This window comes from Streptomyces sp. DSM 110735 (assembly GCF_016482685.1).
Lineage (GTDB): Bacteria > Actinomycetota > Actinomycetes > Streptomycetales > Streptomycetaceae > Streptomyces.
The window spans coordinates 209,103-225,668 of the sequence record NZ_JACYHF010000003.1; the positions used below are offsets into that span (position 1 = coordinate 209,103).

The 16,566-nt window shown below is 71.4% G+C and carries 15 protein-coding genes and 1 riboswitch; of the genes, 5 read left to right on the plus strand and 10 right to left on the minus strand.

What is annotated here, in order from left to right:
- Positions 1–8 precede the first annotated feature (8 nt).
- From IF655_RS06350 to IF655_RS06365, 4 genes are all read right to left on the minus strand, one after another.
- Positions 9–518, minus strand: coding sequence for a universal stress protein (locus IF655_RS06350; protein ID WP_307814866.1), 510 nt, complete (start codon positions 516–518; stop codon positions 9–11).
- A 207-nt stretch (positions 519–725) separates the two neighbouring features.
- Positions 726–1,406, minus strand: a complete 681-nt coding sequence (locus IF655_RS06355) for a sigma-70 family RNA polymerase sigma factor (protein ID WP_307814867.1) — start codon at positions 1,404–1,406, stop codon at positions 726–728.
- A gap of 189 nt (positions 1,407–1,595) precedes the next feature.
- Positions 1,596–2,399 (minus strand): hypothetical protein, encoded by an 804-nt coding sequence (locus tag IF655_RS06360; RefSeq protein ID WP_199582790.1) that lies wholly within the window; start codon positions 2,397–2,399, stop codon positions 1,596–1,598.
- Positions 2,400–2,514: 115 nt separating this feature from the next.
- Positions 2,515–3,261, minus strand: a complete 747-nt coding sequence (locus IF655_RS06365) for a YcnI family protein (RefSeq protein WP_199582792.1) — start codon at positions 3,259–3,261, stop codon at positions 2,515–2,517.
- A gap of 245 nt (positions 3,262–3,506) precedes the next feature.
- Here IF655_RS06365 and IF655_RS06370 point away from each other — a divergent pair, with 245 nt between their 5' ends.
- The 3 genes from IF655_RS06370 (at position 3,507) to metE (ending at position 7,827) form a co-directional block, all read left to right on the plus strand.
- The gene (locus IF655_RS06370) at positions 3,507–4,598 is read left to right on the plus strand and encodes a hypothetical protein (protein WP_242488575.1); all 1,092 of its coding nucleotides are present in this window, start codon (positions 3,507–3,509) and stop codon (positions 4,596–4,598) included.
- A gap of 109 nt (positions 4,599–4,707) precedes the next feature.
- On the plus strand, positions 4,708–5,037 hold the full coding sequence (locus IF655_RS06375) for a hypothetical protein (protein ID WP_307814885.1): 330 nt from the start codon (positions 4,708–4,710) through the stop codon (positions 5,035–5,037).
- 165 nt (positions 5,038–5,202) lie between these two features.
- Positions 5,203–5,354, plus strand: a riboswitch (cobalamin riboswitch).
- Positions 5,355–5,514: 160 nt separating this feature from the next.
- Positions 5,515–7,827 carry a 5-methyltetrahydropteroyltriglutamate--homocysteine S-methyltransferase gene (gene metE, locus IF655_RS06380; RefSeq protein WP_199582794.1) on the plus strand — a complete coding sequence of 771 codons (2,313 nt, stop codon included), beginning with the start codon at positions 5,515–5,517 and terminating at the stop codon, positions 7,825–7,827.
- Positions 7,828–7,856: 29 nt separating this feature from the next.
- Here metE and IF655_RS06385 read toward each other — a convergent pair whose 3' ends face one another.
- The 3 genes from IF655_RS06385 to IF655_RS06395 form a co-directional block, all read right to left on the minus strand.
- Positions 7,857–8,924: an enoyl-CoA hydratase/isomerase family protein gene (locus IF655_RS06385; protein ID WP_199582796.1), complete on the minus strand. Its 1,068-nt coding sequence runs from the start codon at positions 8,922–8,924 to the stop codon at positions 7,857–7,859.
- 174 nt (positions 8,925–9,098) lie between these two features.
- Entirely contained in the window at positions 9,099–9,731 is a 633-nt protein-coding gene (locus tag IF655_RS06390; RefSeq protein WP_199582799.1) for a sulfite oxidase-like oxidoreductase, read from the minus strand.
- 190 nt (positions 9,732–9,921) lie between these two features.
- Positions 9,922–10,341, minus strand: a complete 420-nt coding sequence (locus tag IF655_RS06395) for a molybdopterin-binding protein (RefSeq protein WP_199582801.1) — start codon at positions 10,339–10,341, stop codon at positions 9,922–9,924.
- Positions 10,342–10,545: 204 nt separating this feature from the next.
- On the opposite strand from IF655_RS06395, the gene IF655_RS31615 reads away from it, so the two are divergent.
- Positions 10,546–11,643 (plus strand): methyltransferase domain-containing protein, encoded by a 1,098-nt coding sequence (locus IF655_RS31615; RefSeq protein ID WP_199582803.1) that lies wholly within the window; start codon positions 10,546–10,548, stop codon positions 11,641–11,643.
- A 26-nt stretch (positions 11,644–11,669) separates the two neighbouring features.
- Here the strand turns inward: IF655_RS31615 and IF655_RS06405 are convergent, their stop codons facing one another.
- From IF655_RS06405 to IF655_RS06415, 3 genes are all read right to left on the minus strand, one after another.
- Positions 11,670–13,034 (minus strand): NAD(P)/FAD-dependent oxidoreductase, encoded by a 1,365-nt coding sequence (locus IF655_RS06405; RefSeq protein ID WP_199582805.1) that lies wholly within the window; start codon positions 13,032–13,034, stop codon positions 11,670–11,672.
- A 62-nt stretch (positions 13,035–13,096) separates the two neighbouring features.
- A complete protein-coding gene (locus IF655_RS06410; RefSeq protein WP_307814868.1) occupies positions 13,097–13,999 on the minus strand; it encodes a formate/nitrite transporter family protein in 903 nt (300 codons plus the stop codon).
- Positions 14,000–14,319: 320 nt separating this feature from the next.
- Positions 14,320–15,489, minus strand: a complete 1,170-nt coding sequence (locus IF655_RS06415; RefSeq protein WP_199582809.1) for an NAD-dependent formate dehydrogenase — start codon at positions 15,487–15,489, stop codon at positions 14,320–14,322.
- Between the two features lie 597 nt (positions 15,490–16,086).
- Here IF655_RS06415 and IF655_RS06420 point away from each other — a divergent pair.
- On the plus strand, positions 16,087–16,506 hold the full coding sequence (locus IF655_RS06420) for a molybdopterin-binding protein (RefSeq protein ID WP_199582810.1): 420 nt from the start codon (positions 16,087–16,089) through the stop codon (positions 16,504–16,506).
- Positions 16,507–16,566: the final 60 nt, after the last annotated feature.

Sequence of the window (16,566 nt, forward strand, 5' to 3'; positions counted from 1 at the left end):
ACGTTCGCTCAACTCCCCGCGCCGGGTGCGTCGGAGGCGGAGGGTGCCGGGGACGCGTCGGGCACCTTCGTGGTGGGACGGACGATGACGACCGGGCAGGTGGCGTGCTGGGTGCAGTGCTGGCTGACCGAGCCGAGGAGAGCGCCGGTGAAGCCGCCGTGACCGCGGTTGCCCACGACCAGGAGGGAGGCGCCGTCGGCCGCGTCCAGCAGGACACCGGCCGGGGTGCCGTAGGCGACTTTCGTCACGATCTCCACCTCGGGCTCCGGTCCCGCCACCTCCTCCAGCGCCTCGGCGACGATCTCCCCCGCCACCCGCTGGAAGTCGGACTCCGCGCCCGTGGGCGGCATCCAGCCGAGCGAGCCGTACATCTGCGGGAACTCCCAGGCCGTCACCGCCTCCAGCGTGCTGCCCGTCGTCTCCGCCTGCCTCAGGGCCCAGCGCAGCGCCCGCTTGGACGACTCCGAACCGTCCACGCCCACGACGATCCGAGGCTTCTGGTCGGGATGAGCGGCCACGGTGTCCTCCGAGTCCTCGGGTACTCCACTGCCCGGCGCGGCGTCCGGCCGCGCCGCCGTCCAGACCATGGTGACGCGCGGCCGTGGTTCGCGCCCGGCGACTCGGGGGTGTGCGGGGACCACAGGTGTGTGTGGCGAGCACATGTGGGGCGAGGATGCCGGAGCCGCCGTTCGGTGGTGGGTCCGGCACCCTCGTACAACACGCGGTCAGGCCGCCGACAGCGTGCCCGGCTGCTCCGCATCCTCCAGCAGGTCCATCAGGGCCGCCCGGGCGCGGGCCACCCGGGAGCGGACCGTGCCGACCGGGCAGTCACCGAGCCGGGCCGCCTCGGCGTAGGGCAGCCCGACGACCTGGGTGAGCACGAACGCCTCGCGCCGCTCGTCCGGCAGGGTGGCCAGCAGGTCGAGCAGCGCGACGCCGTCGTCGAAACCGGGCAGGTCGCGCGGCTGTGCCCGTTCGACGGCGCCCTGCCAGTCGGGGGCGTCGGACAGACGTGGCCGCGCGGCGGCGTACCGGTAACTGTCGATGACCGCGCGGCGCGCGATGGCCAGCAGCCACGTACGCGCCGACGAACGACCCTCGAACCGGTGCAGACTGCCGAACGCCCGCACGAAGGTGTCCTGCGCCAGATCGTCCACCGCCTGCGGGTCGCCGCACAGATGGGCGACGTACCGCCGCACATCACGCTGGAGACGACGCGCGAACTGCTCCACGGCGTGGGCGTCACCGCCCCGGGCGGCCAGGGCCCAGGCGGTGGTCGCGTCGTCGTCCGAGGCCGGTGGATCGGTCGCGGGGTGCGGGGCGTGCGGAGGGTGCGGGGTTTGCGAGGGCTGCGGGGCTTGCGGGTGTCGTGGGGAGGGGGAGACAGGCAGGGTGGGAGTGATCACCTGATGTCCTTGTCGGAGATCCGTGTCCGGGGGCGCCGCGGCTGCGCGTACGCGCGTAGGGGCGGCGGTCCGGTGAAGGGGAACGGCCGTACGGCGCCCAGGAACGGTCGCGTGGTCACGCGTGGGGACGGGCGGGGGTACGGCCGGGGACCCGGGCCGCTTACGGCGGTTCCGGGATGCCGGCTGTCCTCAGATGACAGCGGTCCCCGGTGGAGGTCCCCGAGTGGTGATCGCGTGGACGAGGAGGAGGCGCGGCGCCCGGTCGGAGCGGGAGCGGGGCGGTCGGCGAGTCTCGGGGTCGTGGTCCGGGGTGACCGTGAGGCGGAGCAGGAGCCGCAGCGGATTCGCCAGCCATCCGGCGACGGCCCGCAGGAGACGGAAAGCGGCCTTCTCGCCGTACGCCAGCCAGAGGCCAGTGAGGAACGCGGCGAGGAGGTGGGCGGCGGACATGGCGAGGGCGAACAGGGTGCCGATGGAGATGGTGTGCCCCAGACCCATGTGGTCCATGGCCATGTGGGCGGCGGCCATGTGGGGCACGTCCAGGTGGTTCATGTGCGGGGAGCCCATGGACCGTGACCCCCTGGACGCCGACCCCATGTCCATGGCTCCGCCCATATGCATGGACCCCATGTGCGTGGACCCCATGTGCGTGGACGCCCTGTGCACGGAACCCATATGGCCGGACCCCATGTGGCCCGACCCCATGTGGTCCCCGCCCATGGAAGCCGCTCCTCCAGCCCCCGACGGCGCATAGGAGAACGCCGTATGCAGTCCCGTCTGCGCGGCCATCACCAGCGTCACGATCAGCGGCAGACCCCGCTCACGCCCGGCCAGACACCACCCGACACCCCCGGTCACCACCGCGCCGAGCACGAGCGCCCAAGTCTCCACACCGGTGCCGGAGACGAGGACGTGCCCCAGGGCGGCGAACAGCACGCACACGGCCGCGAACACCGCGGCCCGTACGGTGCGGAAGCACCACCCTGCGGTCATGGGGCTCATCCTCGCATCGGGGTCCGGGAGGCTGTACGGGGATACGGAAACACCCCCCGCCCCACGCTCAGCCCGCCCGACGTGATCCGGACCACCCCCAGGACACCGGACGCGCCTACACGGCCGACGAGTTGGCGGAGCGACCCCGCAGCAGGGCGAACGCGGCGGCACCCAGCCCGAGTACGCCGACAATGAGCCCCGCGACGCCCAGCCCACGGGCGGTCGAGTCGCTGCCCGACGCCTTGACCGTCGCACCGGTACCGGCGGTGCCCTTCGAGCCGGACTTCCCCTCGGCGTCACCGGCACCGGCGCCCGCCGCCTTCGCGGTCAGCTTGAGCGTGGGCGCCGGGTTCTCCGGCTCGTCCTCGCCGGGGGTGGGCTCCTCGATCCAGCGGACCGTCTTGCCGTCGGAGTACGTCTGGAGCGTCTTGAAGGTCAGCCCGTCGGTGTCGTCGGGGAGTTGACCGAAGGCGACGTCGAAGTCCTCGAAGTGTCCGGCTGTTGTCTTCCCGCCGGTCCAAGTGATCTGGGAGACCGCGTCGGTGATGGCGCCGTCGTCCGTCTTGACCGGCTTCTTCAGCTTGGTCGTGGTGACCTTCGCGGTCCAGCCGTCCCTCGGGGACACGAGGACGCCGAGCACGGGGTGGTCGGTGGGCAGGAACACCTGGACCTTCGTGGTCGCGGCGCCGTCCTCCTCGTTCGGGACGCGGAAGGTGAGCAGACCGTCGGTGGCTCCCTTGGCGTAGCTCTCGGGATGGACGGTGACGTGCGCCGAGGCGACGCCCGCCGCCGCGAACAGCCCGGCGGCGGTCAGAGCGGTGACGGCGGCGGCGCGGCGCAGGGCCGTGTGTGTGGTGGACATGGGGGTGCGGATCTCCGTACTGGTGGGGACGCCTTCCTTCCCCACAGGAGTCGGACGCGGAGGGCGTCCGGTTCCCGGCGCGTTCGGAGTTATTCGGCTGACCGGCACCCTCACGCGGACCCGCGATCACGCACCCGGGTTGTACGCAATTCGGCTGGTTGACCCGCGAGTTGGCCGTACGGTTCCATCCCCGCGGGGAGTCCTCGGTGAGGGGCCGAGGGCACAGGGGATCTCGGGGGGAACGCATGTCCGGTGCTGTGCGGGTGTCCTTGGTGGCCGTGCTGGTGCTCACGGGGGCAGCGGGCACCGCGGTGGCGGCTCCCGCCCACTCGACCGGTCACTCGACCGGCGCGAAAGTCGAGCGGATCAGCACGGGGTCGGACGGAAGCCAGTTGCCCAAGGCGTCGGCGGGCGGCGTGATCAGCGCCGACGGACGCTACGCCGCGTTCCTGAGCGGCGACCCCTCCGGCGGTATCGACAAGGTGCTGTACCTCAAGAACCTGCGCACCGGCAGGCTCACCAAGGTGCCGGAGAACCTGGTGTACACGACGCTGACCGGACTCAGCGCCGACGGGCGCCGGATCGCGTACTCCGACAGCAACCGCTATCCCAAGCCGTACGTCTACGACCGCGTGACCGGCGAGACGCGGCAACTGTGGCCCGCCGACGGCGACGCGTACGAGCTGGGCGAGACGGCGGCCATCAGCGGTGACGGCCGGAGCGTCGCGTACACACTGGGCAACCGGCACGGTCTGGAGTACGCGGGCGTGCTCTACGTGCGTGACCTGGTCACCGGCGCGGACGATCGGATCGTCAAGCTGGACTCCGACTCCATGGTCAGCGGCGCCTCGCTCGACGCGAGGGGTCGCACCCTGGCCTACGGTGTGGTCACGAGCGCCGGAGACGGCGAGATCCATGTGCGCAACCGCCACACCGGCACGACCCGACGTGTCGACACCGGCGCCCCGGCGCACCTGGTCCAGCTCTCCGCCGACGGCCACCGTGTGCTGTTCAACGTCCAGACCGGGGACGGGATATGGGTCGCCTACGTGCGCGATCTCCGCACCGGTCAGGTCCGCCGCGTCGCCGACGGCCCGGCCGTGTCGGGCGACGGCTCGCTGCGGCACGTCCTGCTCACCGACGGCGACTCCCTGGTTCTGCGGGACCTCCGCACCGGCCGACAGCGCACCGTCGCCCCGGCGGCTTCCGCCACCGCGGTCCCCGGCTCGGTCACCCGCGACGGCGGCGCGGCGGTCTTCACCTCCACCGACGACACCATGGTCCCGGACGACACCAATGAGGTCTCGGACGTGTTCGTCACCCACCCCCGCCCGTAGCGCATACGGGTGACTCCGGTTCTGCGATCATGGTCGGAGCAATCGGGGAGAGGGGTGGTCCAGCGTGTCCGAGGCGCCGTCCGAAGCCGTGAGCGCACCGGGGCGGCCCGTGCCGTGCCGGGTCGTCGTGTGCCGGGACTGCTGCTGCGGTACCGCCAAGGTGCCCGGGGTGGATCACGCGGCGCAGACCGCGCGGCTGCGTGCCGAGGTGCCGGTGCGTGTCTCGGAGTGTCTCGACGCGTGCGAGCGGGCCAATGTCGTCGTCGTGCAGCCGTCCGCCGCCGGGCGGGCGGCCGGGGGCCGGCCGGTCTGGCTGGGGCTGGTGAACGACCCCGCCGCGACCGAGGACATCATCGAGTGGGTGCGCGCCGGGGGTCCGGGGCTCGCGCCCCTGCCGGAGATCCTCGGGCTGTACGCCGTCCCGCCGCCGAGGCGTTGACCGAAGCCTCCCGCGCAAGCCTCCCTCGCGCCGCAGCCTCCCTCACGCTGTCGGAGGCGCCCACCGATCCATCCGAATGGTGGACGTCACTCCCCGCGTCCGGTCCGCGCCCCCTAGGCTGGCCCGTGCAGATGGTTCGACCCGTCCGCCAGGCGGGGGCGTCGCAAGAGGGAACCCGGTGGGAATCCGGGACTGCCCCGCAGCGGTGAGCGGGAACGACCGCCGTCATACGCACTGGGTCCGCAGCGGACCTGGGAAGCGACGGCCAGTAGGTGTCCTCCGGCAGACGGAGGACGTGCTCGCGAGTCCGAAGACCTGCCACTGCCCGCGCGCGAACGCTCGTGCGCGGCATTCCGGTGACCTCGAGGGCGGGTCGGCGCAGACGATCGAACGGCGGTTGCCGTGCGGTCCGTCGCCCCTTCGCGCGCTCGTGGTGTCCCCGGGATCTCAGGGATTCATCTCGCGAAGGAGATCTCCGTGACCACCAAGTCCGCAGCCGCGGCAGCACGGGCGACCGTGTACGGCTACCCCCGCCAGGGCGGCAACCGGGAACTGAAGAAGGCCGTCGAGGGCTACTGGAAGGGACGCGTCAGCGCCGACGCCCTCCAGGACACGGCAGCCGAACTGCGCCGCGCCAACTGGCGCCAGCTCGCCGACGCCGGTATCCACGAGGTGCCGACCGGTGACTTCTCGTACTACGACCACGTCCTGGACACCACCGTCATGCTGGGCGCGATCCCGGAACGCCACCGCGACGCCGTCGAAGCCGACGCCCTGGACGGCTACTTCGCGATGGCACGCGGCACCCAGGATGTCGCGCCGCTGGAGATGACCAAGTGGTTCGACACCAACTATCACTATCTGGTGCCCGAGTTGGGTCCGGACACCGTCTTCACCGCGAACTCCGCCAAGCAGGTGGGCGAGTTCAAGGAAGCCCTCGCCCTGGGGCTGACCGCGCGCTCGGTCCTCGTCGGTCCCGTCACCTATCTGCTGCTGGCCAAGCCCGCGCCCGGCGCCCCCGCCGACTTCGAACCGCTCACCCTGCTGGACCGCCTCCTGCCGGTCTACGCCGAGGTCCTTGCCGACCTGCGCGCGGCCGGTGCCGAGTGGGTGCAACTGGACGAGCCCGCCCTGGTACAGGACCGCACCCCGGCCGAACTGAACGCCGTCGAGCGGACGTACCGTGAACTCGGCGCCCTCACCGACCGGCCCAAGCTGCTGGTCGGCTCGTACTTCGACCGGCTCGGCGCGGCACTGCCGGTGCTGGCCAAGGCGCCCGTCGACGGTCTCGCGCTCGACTTCACCAGGGCGGGCAACCTGGAGGACCTCGCCGCCGTGGGCGGGCTGCCGGGCAAGCGGCTGGTCGCGGGAGTCGTGGACGGACGCAACATCTGGGTGAACGATCTCGCGAAGTCCCTCTCCACTCTGGGTACGTTGCTCGGTCTGGCCGACCGGGTCGACGTGTCCGCCTCCTGCTCCCTGCTGCACGTGCCGCTCGACGCCGCAGCCGAGCGGGAGATCGATCCGCAGATCCTGCGCTGGCTGGCGTTCGCCCGGCAGAAGACCGCAGAGATCGTCACCCTCGCCAAGGGGCTGACCCACGGCACCGGCGCCATCTCCGCCGAACTCGCCGCCAACCGGGCGGACTTGGCATCACGGGCGTCCTCCCCCATCACCCACGACCCCGCCGTGCGCGCCCGCGCCGCCGCCGTCACCGAGGCGGACGCCCGCCGCTCCCAGCCGTACGCCGAGCGGACGGCAGCCCAACGCGCGCATCTCGGGCTGCCATTGCTCCCGACGACCACGATCGGTTCGTTCCCGCAGACCGCCGAAGTGCGCTCCGCCCGCGCCGACTTGAACGCGGGCCGGATCGACACGGCCGGGTACGAGGAGCGGATCAGGGCGGAGATCCAGGAGGTGATCTCCTTCCAGGAGAAGGCGGGACTGGACGTCCTGGTGCACGGCGAGGCCGAACGCAACGACATGGTGCAGTACTTCGCCGAACAGCTCACCGGCTACCTCGCCACCCGGCACGGCTGGGTCCAGTCCTACGGCACCCGCTACGTCCGCCCGCCGATCCTCGCGGGCGACATCTCCCGCCCCGAACCCATGACCGTCCGCTGGACGACCTACGCCCAGTCGCTCACCGAGCGCGCCGTCAAGGGGATGCTCACCGGCCCGGTCACCATGCTCGCCTGGTCCTTCGTCCGCGACGACCAGCCCCTCGGCGACACCGCACGCCAGGTGGCACTCGCCCTGCGCGACGAGGTCAACGACCTTGAGGCGGCGGGCACTTCCGTCATCCAGGTCGACGAACCCGCCCTGCGCGAGACCCTGCCCCTGCGCGCCGCCGACCGCCCCGCCTACCTCGACTGGGCCACCGAGGCGTTCCGCCTCACCACCAGCGGGGTGCGCCCGGACACCCAGATCCACACCCACATGTGCTACGCCGAGTTCGGAGACATCGTCCAGGCAATCGACGACCTCGACGCCGACGTCATCAGCCTGGAAGCCGCCCGCTCGCACATGCAGGTCGCCCGCGAACTCGCCGCCCACGGCTACCCGCGCGAGGCAGGACCCGGCGTGTACGACATCCACTCCCCGCGCGTACCGAGCGCCGAGGAGGCAGCCGACCTGCTGCGCGCGGGTCTCAAGGCCATCCCCGCCGAGCGGCTCTGGGTCAACCCCGACTGCGGCCTGAAGACCCGCGGCTGGCCCGAGACCCGCGCCTCCCTGGAGAACCTGGTCCGCGCCGCCCGGACGGTACGGGAGGAGTCCGCCCTGTCGTAGCCGCGAACGACCTCCGTGCGTACGACGGTTCAACTCCCGTCGGACGCACGGAGGTTCAGCCCCAGCTCCCGCTCGCCCAGAGGCGCGAAGAAGCGCTCCACGTCCGCGTCCGTGACCTCGTCCAGGGTCGCCGGGGACCAGTGCGGGTCCCGGTCCTTGTCGATGATCTGGGCGCGGACCCCCTCCACCAGATCGGGGTGGGCGAGGAAGGCGCAGGAGACGCGGAACTCCTGGTCGAGGACCGCCTCCAGGGTGTCGAGCCGCCGGGCGCGGCGCACCGCGGCCAGCGTCGTCTTGAGCGCGGACGGGGACCGGGTGAGCAGAGTCTGCGCCGCCTCCTTCGCCGCCGGGTCGTCGTGGGCGAGCAGGCGGCGCAGGATCTCCTCGACCGTGTCGGCGGCGAAGCACGCGTCGATCCACTCGCGGTGTGCCGCCAACTCCCCTTCCGGCGACGGCTGGACGTGCCGTTCCACCGCCTCCCGCGCCGGGAGGACGGCGAGATCCGCCAGCAGCTCCGGGAGCGCGCCGGAGGGCACGTAGTGATCGGCGAGCCCGCACAGGAGCGCGTCCCCCGCGCCGACGGCGACGCCCGTGAGCGCGAGGTACGTCCCCAGCTCGCCGGGCGCCCGCCCGAGCAGCCAAGTGCCGCCGACGTCCGGGACGAATCCGATGCCGGTCTCGGGCATCGCGACCCGGGACCGCTCGGTGACGATCCGGACGCTCCCGTGCGCGGAGATCCCGACGCCCCCGCCCATCACGATGCCGTCCATGACGGCGACGTACGGCTTCGGGTAGCGGGCGATGCGGGCGTTGAGCCGGTACTCGTCGCGCCAGAACGCGGCCGAGACGGTGCCGTCACCGTCGCGCGCGTCGTCGTGCACGGCCCGGATGTCGCCGCCCGCGCACAGCCCGCGCTCCCCCGCGCCGGTGACGACGACGGTCTCAACAGCCGGATCGTCCTCCCACACGGTGAGCGCTTCGTCGACGCGCCGGACCATGGCGTGGTTGAGCGCGTTGAGCGCCCGGGGCCGGTTGAGCACGATGTGTGCGGCGCGTCCGTCGGTGCGCAGGAGTACGGACTCGTCCTCGGCGCTCATCCGCATGTCTCCGTCAGGCCACGGGCCGGGATGCCTCGCATGTTCTCGTCGGTTCCTTCCGGGTCAACTGGACGCGCGGTCACGGACGATCTTGTCAGTGCCGCCCGCGCACGGGAAGGGGGGCGCCCGGGCGCCACGCTCAGCCCCGCTCCGCTCCGGTTCGCCCCGCTCCGCTCAGCCGGAGTCCGGACCGTCGCCCGGCTTCTCCTGGTACGAGTACCGCTGCTCCCGCCAGGGGTCGCCGATGTTGTGGTAGCCGCGCTCCTCCCAGAAGCCCCGGCGGTCCTCGGTGAGGTACTCGATGGCGCGGAGCCACTTGGGGCTCTTGTAGCCGTAGAGGTGGGGGACGACCAGGCGGAGGGGGAAACCGTGTTCGGCGGTGAGGGGTTCGCCGTTGTGGTGGGTGGCGAGGACGGTCTCGGAGGTGTCGAAGTCGGAGAGGCGGAGGTTGGCCGAGTAGCCGTACTCCGCCCAGGCCATGACATGGCTGACCTCGGGTGCGGGCGGGACCAGGTCGAGGACGGCGCGCGCGGGGATGCCGTACCACTCGTGGTCGGTGGAGGTGGGACCCGTGGCGCAGTGCAGGTCGGCCACGACGGTGGTGTGCGGCAGCGCGGCCAGGTCGTCGAACAGCCACTGCCGCTCGTCGCCGGAGGCGGTGGCGCCGAAGACGCGCAGGTTCCAGCGCTGGGGGCGGAAGCGGGGTACGGAGCCGTAGTGCGAGACGGGCCAGCCGTGGACGAGGCGCTGGCCGGGCGGTATCCGTTCGGGCACGTCGGTGGGGGCGCCCTGTCCGTTGCCGGCCACGTGGTTGTCCCCTCTCCGCCCGTGCCCCGGGGCACTGCTGCCTACCAGTGCAGCGTAGGTGCTCCCGTGGAGCGGGGCACGGGGTGGGGGTCGGAAGGGGACCCGTCGCACGCGGCGGGGCGTCACGCGCAGCCACGCGGCACACGCAGCCACGCGTCACAGATGGCCCGGCATCACGCGCTGCCAGGCATCACTCGCTGGCCAGCGAGACCTCCGTCGACTTGATCAGCACCACGACCGGCGAGCCCTCCGTCAGCCCGAGGTCGGTCACCGCCTCCTTGGTGATCGCCGCCGTGAGTTCGCCCCCGTCGACGGCGACCCGGACGGTGGCCATCGCGCCGCCGACGGCCAGACCGGTGACCGTGCCGGGGAGCTGGTTGCGGATGGAGAGCCCTTCCACGCGGCCCGTGGCGAGCGCGACCTCGGTGGACTTCATCATGGCCCGCACGGCGGACCCCTCGGCCAGCCCGAGGTCCTTGACGGACTCCAGGGTGATCGCCGCGGTGAGGCGTTGACCGCCGTCGAGTCGCACCCGCACGGTCGCCATCACCTCGCCGTGCGCGATGTCGGTGACGGTGCCGGGGATCTGGTTGCGCATGCTCAAGTTCATGGCGCTCCTCACGGAGAGAGGTCGGCTATGTCCTGTGCGTGTACGCGCACAAGCTAGCCGTGACAGCCCGTCGCGGCGCATCACCCCTCGCATTCGCGACCTGCTCGGCCGTAATAGGCTGGCAAACGAGAGGTACGAAGACCCGTTCCCGTCCTTTGTCCGCGCCGTCCGGTCCGGTGCGGGTCGCGCGTGAGGTGGTGAGCCGTGATCCAGATCGTCGAACACACTGCGGTGGAGAACCCCTCCGCCGTCGCCGCCACGCTCGCCGCCACCGGGCTGCCGGTACGGGTCCGCCGCGTCTGGGCGGGCGAGCGGGTGCCGGACACGGTGGACGGCATGGTCGCCCTGGTGGTGCTGGACGGCCCGGCGGGCGCCCCCGCCGCTCAACTGGCGTTGCTGCGCGCCGCGCTGGACGCCGAGGTGCCGGTGCTGGGCGTCGGGACGGGGGCGCGGCTGCTGGCCCTGGCGGCAGACGGCGGTGCCGGATCGTACGCGCCCTCCGACGGCGATCCCCCGCAGGGCGCACTCCACGACCACGCGGACCACGCGGACCACACGGACCACGCGCCCGCCCCGCACGACGAGGGCGACGTACGCGTGCTCCGCATCGGCCCCTCCGCCTGGGGCGTGCGACTCCACCCGGTCCACCCGGTCCCGTACGCCGACGGCGTGTACGGCCGCTTCGCCGCTCTCGTCGCGGACCGGGCGGAACGGACCACGACGAGAGCGTTCTTCACCCGCCGGGCGGCGACGTGGGACGAGCGGTTCACCGACGACGGTCCCCGGTACGCGGCCGCCGCCCACCGGATGGAACTGCGGTCCGGGCAGCGGGCGTTGGACGTGGGCTGCGGCACCGGCCGGGTGCTGCCCGCGCTGCGCGACCAGGTCGGCCCGGCGGGCGTCGTGGCCGGGGTGGACCTCACGCCCGCCATGCTGACCGCCGCCGCCCGTCAAGGCCGGGGCGCACAGGGCCACTTGCTGCTGGCCGACGCCTGCCGTCTCCCGCTGCGGACCGGGGCGGTGGACGGCGTCTTCAGCGCGGGGCTGCTCAACCACCTCCCCGACCCGCGCCGTGCGCTGCGCGAATGGGCCCGCGTGACCGCGCCGTTGGGCGTCCTGTTGCTCTTCCACCCCTCCGGCCACGCCGAACGAGCCGCCCGCCACGGCCGCCCCCTCGCCCCGGACGACCCGCTGACCGAGGGGAACCTGCTCCCCGCCCTGCGCGCGACGGGCTGGCGGACGGCGTGTTACGAGGACGCGCCGCACCACTTCCTGCTGCGCGCGGTCCGCACGGCGGACTGACGGCGGACTGAGACCGAACCGCCCGCTCAGGAAAGGCTGTTGGCGCGGTCGGCGCGGCGCAGCAGCGGTTCCGGGAGGGAGGCGTCCACGAACGCGTCGCGCGGGTGGGCCATTGCGGGCAGACCGACGGTCTCCCGGCGCAGGAAGACGGCGAGGGTCCAGTCGAGGAAGACCCGCAGCTTGCGGTTCATGGTCGGCACCCGGCTGCCGTGGTAGAGCCGGTGGAACCACCAGGCGGGGCGGCCCTTGAGCTTGTACTTGCCGAACAGGATGGCCACGCCCTTGTGCAGACCGATGCTGGCCACCGCGCCGAGGTTCTTGTGCCGGTACACCTTCGGCTCGTCGTCGCGCAGCCGGGCGACGACGTTGTCGCCGAGGACGAGCGCCTGGCGTACGGCGTGCTGCGCGTTGGGCGGGCACCAGGCGCCCTCGCCCGACGCGAGGTCCGGCACCTGGGCGTTGTCACCCGCCGCCCACACGTAGTCCATGCCCTGCACCTGGAGGGTGGGGGCGGTGTCGATGTGGCCCCTCGGACCGAGCGGCAGACCGAAGTCGGAGAGCAGCGGGCTGGGCTTGACCCCGGCGGTCCAGACGATGGTGGAGGCGGGGGTCTCGACGCCGTTCTTCAGCACCACGTGCTGGTGGAGGCAGGACTCCATGGAGGTGTTGAGGTAGATCTCGATGCCGCGCTCCTCCAGCTTCTGCATCGTCCATACGCCGAGGTCGGGACCCATCTCGGGCAGGATGCGGTTCGCCGCCTCGACCATGATGAAGCGCATGTCCTCGCGGCTGACGCCCGAGTAGTTCTCCGCCGCGTCCCGGGCCATGTCCTCGATCTCGCCGACGGCCTCCACACCCGCGAAGCCGCCGCCGACGAAGACGAAGGTGAGCGCCTTGCGGCGGACCTCCGGGTCGGTGGTGGAGTCGGCCTTGTCGAGCTGCCACAGCACGTGGTCGCGCAGGCTGATCGCCTCCTCGACGGTCTTCAGACCGATGCCGTGCTCCGCGAGACCGGGGACGGGGAAGGTGCGCGAGACGGAACCGGTGGCGACCACGAGGTAGTCGAAGGGCAGCTCGTACTCGTCGCCCGCCGCGGGCACGATGGTGGCGGTCTTCGCCTGGTGGTCGACGCCGACGACATGACCGGTGACGACCTCCGCGCCCTTGAGCGCCGGGCGCAGCGGGGCGACGAGGTTGCGGGCGGCGATGTTGCCTCCGGCGGCCTCGGGGAGGAAGGGCAGGTACGTCATGTACGGGCGCGGGTCGACCACGGTGACGGCTGCCTCGTGCTTGCGCAGCTTCTTGAGCAGGCGCAGGGCGGTGTACAGCCCGACGTAGCCACCGCCGACGATGAGGATCCGGGGCGGCCGGGTGGTGCCGGTGCTGGGCATGGGGGATGGGCCTTTCTGGGGTGGGGCGAGCGGCGGGGAACGGGGCGAGGGCGGGCGGGGCGCTAGCTCTTGGCGGTCTCGACAGGGACGCCGGTCTGCGCGCCGACCGGCGGAGCGACGGGCGCTCCCGTCTGCGTGTCGGTCTGTGTGTCGGTGTGTGTACCGGCGCCCTTGGCCGGGCGGGCGATCACGCTGTACGCGATGCCGACCAGGACCGCGCCGCCGACCAGGTTGCCGAGACCGACGAAGAGCAGGTCGCGGGCGAAGGCGCCGACGGTGACGCCGGGGACGTGCTGGAAGAGGCCGAGCGAGAAGTACGTCATGTTGGCGACGACGTGCTCGAAGCCGGAGCCGATGAAGGCGAGCAGACACCAGAAGATCAGGGCGATCTTGGCGCCGTCGGAGCGGGTCCGCCCGGCCGTCCAGAGGGCCAGGCAGACCAGGAAGTTGCACAGGACCCCGCGGAAGAAGAGCGCCTCGGTGCTCTCGTGGATCTTGGTCGTCAGCATGCCGGTGAGCAGGGTGGCGCCGGGGGCGGGCTTGCCGGGGACGCCGACCATGTCGAGGACACCGGCGCTGTGCACGATCCAGGCGAAGACGATCGAGCCGATCAGGTTGCCGATGAAGGAGAAGACGATGACGCCGACGGCGCCTAGCGGCGAGACGCGGCGCCTGGTCACTCCCTGGGTCATCGTCAGCACGTTGCCGGTGCACAGTTCCGACCCGGCGAAGACGACGAGGATGAGCGCGATGCCGAAGACGCCGCCCTGGATCAGCTTGGTCCAGGCGGAGTGCTGGGCGCCGAGCGGCCCGGTCACCATGATGAGGAGCACACCCGCTACGCCGATGAAGGCTCCGGCGAGTGCGGAGAGCAGCAGATAACGGCCGGGACTGCGCAGGAGGGACACCTTGGTCCGCGCGGCGGTGGCCTGCTCTTCCAAGGCGTGCTGAAGGGGAATGGGCACGGTGACTCTCTCGGTGCTGATGCCCGTCGAGGACGGCACTCGCCTCGATAGGCAACGGTTATGAGGCGTCGGGTGGCGCCTTTTGAATTGATGCGGTGATGACACGGCAAGAGGTCGCCCCCTCCGGTTTTTCACCCCCGGAGAAAACGACCTCTTATGCCGACGGAAATCCCGTCCTGGGAAATCCCGTCCTGGGAAATTCCGTCCTGTCCGCGTCGGAGTCACACCCGCCCACACCGGCGAGAGAAACTCCGGACGGGGGGACCGTGGCCGGGGCGGGCGAGACCGGTATCGTCCGCCCCTGTCACAGCCGGTGGGGCTTACTTCTTCTTGTCGCCCGCCGTGTAGGAGGCGGCGCCGGTGCCGGCCAGCTTGCCGCCGTCGACGATGAGGTACTCGTCGCGGATCGGGGTGCCGTCGAGGAAGTTCTCCAGGATCTCGCGGGTACCGGCCGCGTAACGCGCCTGGGCGGTCAGCGAGGTGCCGGAGATGTGGGGGGTCATGCCGTTGAACGGCATGGTGCGCCACGGGTGGTCCGCCGGGGCGGGCTGCGGGTACCACACGTCACCGGCGTAGCCGCCGAGCTGACCCGACTCCAGGGCGCGGACCACGGCGTCGCGGTCGACGATCTGGGCGCGGGCGGTGTTCACGATGTAGGAGCCCTTGCGCATGCTGTTCAGGAGCTTCTCGTCGAACAGGTTCAGCGTCTCGGGGTGCAGCGGGGCGTGGATGGAGACCACGTCCACGTTCTTCGCGAGGTCTTGCGCGGTGGGGTGGAAGGTGAGGTTCAGCTCCTCCTCGATCTCCTTGGGCAGCCGGCGCTTGTCGGTGTAGTGGAGCTTGACGTCGAACGGCTTCAGGCGACGCAGGACCGCGACACCGATGCGCCCTGCGGCGATGACACCGACGTCCATGCCCTCGAGGTCGTAGGAGTGCGAGACGCAGTCGGCGATGTTCCAGCCGCCCTCGGCCGCCCACTTGTGGGAGGGGAGGTAGTTGCGGACCAGGGAGAGGACCATCATGACCGCGTGCTCGGCGACGCTGATGGAGTTGGAGTAGGTGACCTCGGCGACCGTGATGCCACGGGCGATCGCGGAGTCCAGGTCCACGTGGTCCGAGCCGATGCCGGCGGTGAGGGCGAGCTTCAGCTTGGGGGCCTTGGCGATGCGCTCGGGGGTGAGGTAGGCGGGCCAGAACGGCTGCGAGATGACGACGTCGGCGTCGGGCAGGTGACGGTCCAGCTCCGAGTCCGGGCCCTCCTTGTCCGAGGTCACCACGAGGGTGTGGCCGCGCTCTTCGAGGAAGCGGCGCAGACCCAGCTCACCGGAGACGCTGCCGAGCAGCTCGCCGGGGGTGAAGTCGATGGCCTTCGGGGACGGCAGGGTCTGACCACCCGGGTAGCCCTCGATCTTCGGCAGGTCGTTGCGGGCGTACTTCGGCGGGAAACCCGTCACCGGGTCCGGGTACAGAACACAGACAATCTTCGCCACGATTTCCTCCTGTGTGAGACCACGGAATTTCGCTCCGGAATTCCTTTCCGGTTTCCGTGTCGATAACAACCTTCCACCCGGGCACCCGAGGCCGTCAAAGAAGGGAACTCGACCGCTTGATAGGAGGTACCTATCTGTACGGATTTCAACCAAATCCACAGAGCGCGACCGCATGACGAACGGACGCGACGGTCAGGTCAACTTGCCTGTTCAGCAAGGGCTTTGAGGGCTTCGCGCGACACCCGCCCCACCCCGCAGAGCCCACCCGCGCTCACCCGATCAGCCCCGCACCCCACCCCCAGGACCCTCGAAAACGTGACCCACGGCACAGCGAACGAGCCTTTTATGCACACGCACATGCCAGGATGAAGGCGCTTGAGAGCCGCACATGCGAGCCACAAAGCCATCGAGACCACGCAGATGCGTCCACGACCGCTCAGCGGTGCGTCCGGGCGTCCCTGAGCCGACCGGGCGAGCCCTCCTCTGATTTGCCCGGCTCCTACGCCCGCGCGGGCAGCGAATGCGACCGCCGGAAAACCGCCCCGCTCTGTCCCGTTTAGGTTGAACAGACGTCACCGCATTCACAGGAGAAACGTCATGAGCCTGAGCATTCGCAATCAAATTCCCGGCACCGTCACCGAGATCGCGCACGGGGAGGCGATGGCCACGGTGAAGGTACGGGTCGAGAGGGGACCCGACCTCACGGCGGCGATCACCGAGGACGCCGTCCGGGATCTCGGGCTCACCGAGGGCTCCGCCGTGCGGGCCATGATGAAGTCCACCGAGGTCGCGCTCGCCACCGGACAGGTGGAGGGGCTGTCCATCCGGAACCAGTTGCCCGGCACGGTCAGCGAGGTGACCGCCGGACCTTCGATGGCTGCCGTGAAGGTCGCCGTGGAGGCGGGCGAGCTGACCGCCGCCATCACCAGGGACGCGGTGGACGACCTCGGTCTGGCGGCGGGTACGCGCGTCGTCGCGCTCATCAAGTCGACCGAGGTGTCCCTGGCGAACGCCTGACGGGCGGCGCCACCGACAAGTCCGCCGACGCCCCCGGCACCCCTCCCGACGCCTGCGCCG

Excerpts from the sequence above, each read along its gene's own strand:
- IF655_RS06395 (WP_199582801.1), bottom strand. The coding sequence starts at position 10,341 with ATGAACTTGAGCATGCGCAACCAGATCCCCGGCACCGTCACCGACATC.
- IF655_RS06365 (WP_199582792.1), bottom strand. The coding sequence starts at position 3,261 with ATGTCCACCACACACACGGCCCTGCGCCGCGCCGCCGCCGTCACCGCT.
- IF655_RS06360 (WP_199582790.1), bottom strand. The coding sequence starts at position 2,399 with ATGACCGCAGGGTGGTGCTTCCGCACCGTACGGGCCGCGGTGTTCGCG.
- IF655_RS06370 (WP_242488575.1), top strand. The coding sequence starts at position 3,507 with ATGTCCGGTGCTGTGCGGGTGTCCTTGGTGGCCGTGCTGGTGCTCACG.
- IF655_RS06420 (WP_199582810.1), top strand. The coding sequence starts at position 16,087 with ATGAGCCTGAGCATTCGCAATCAAATTCCCGGCACCGTCACCGAGATC.
- IF655_RS06405 (WP_199582805.1), bottom strand. The coding sequence starts at position 13,034 with ATGCCCAGCACCGGCACCACCCGGCCGCCCCGGATCCTCATCGTCGGC.
- IF655_RS06385 (WP_199582796.1), bottom strand. The coding sequence starts at position 8,924 with ATGAGCGCCGAGGACGAGTCCGTACTCCTGCGCACCGACGGACGCGCC.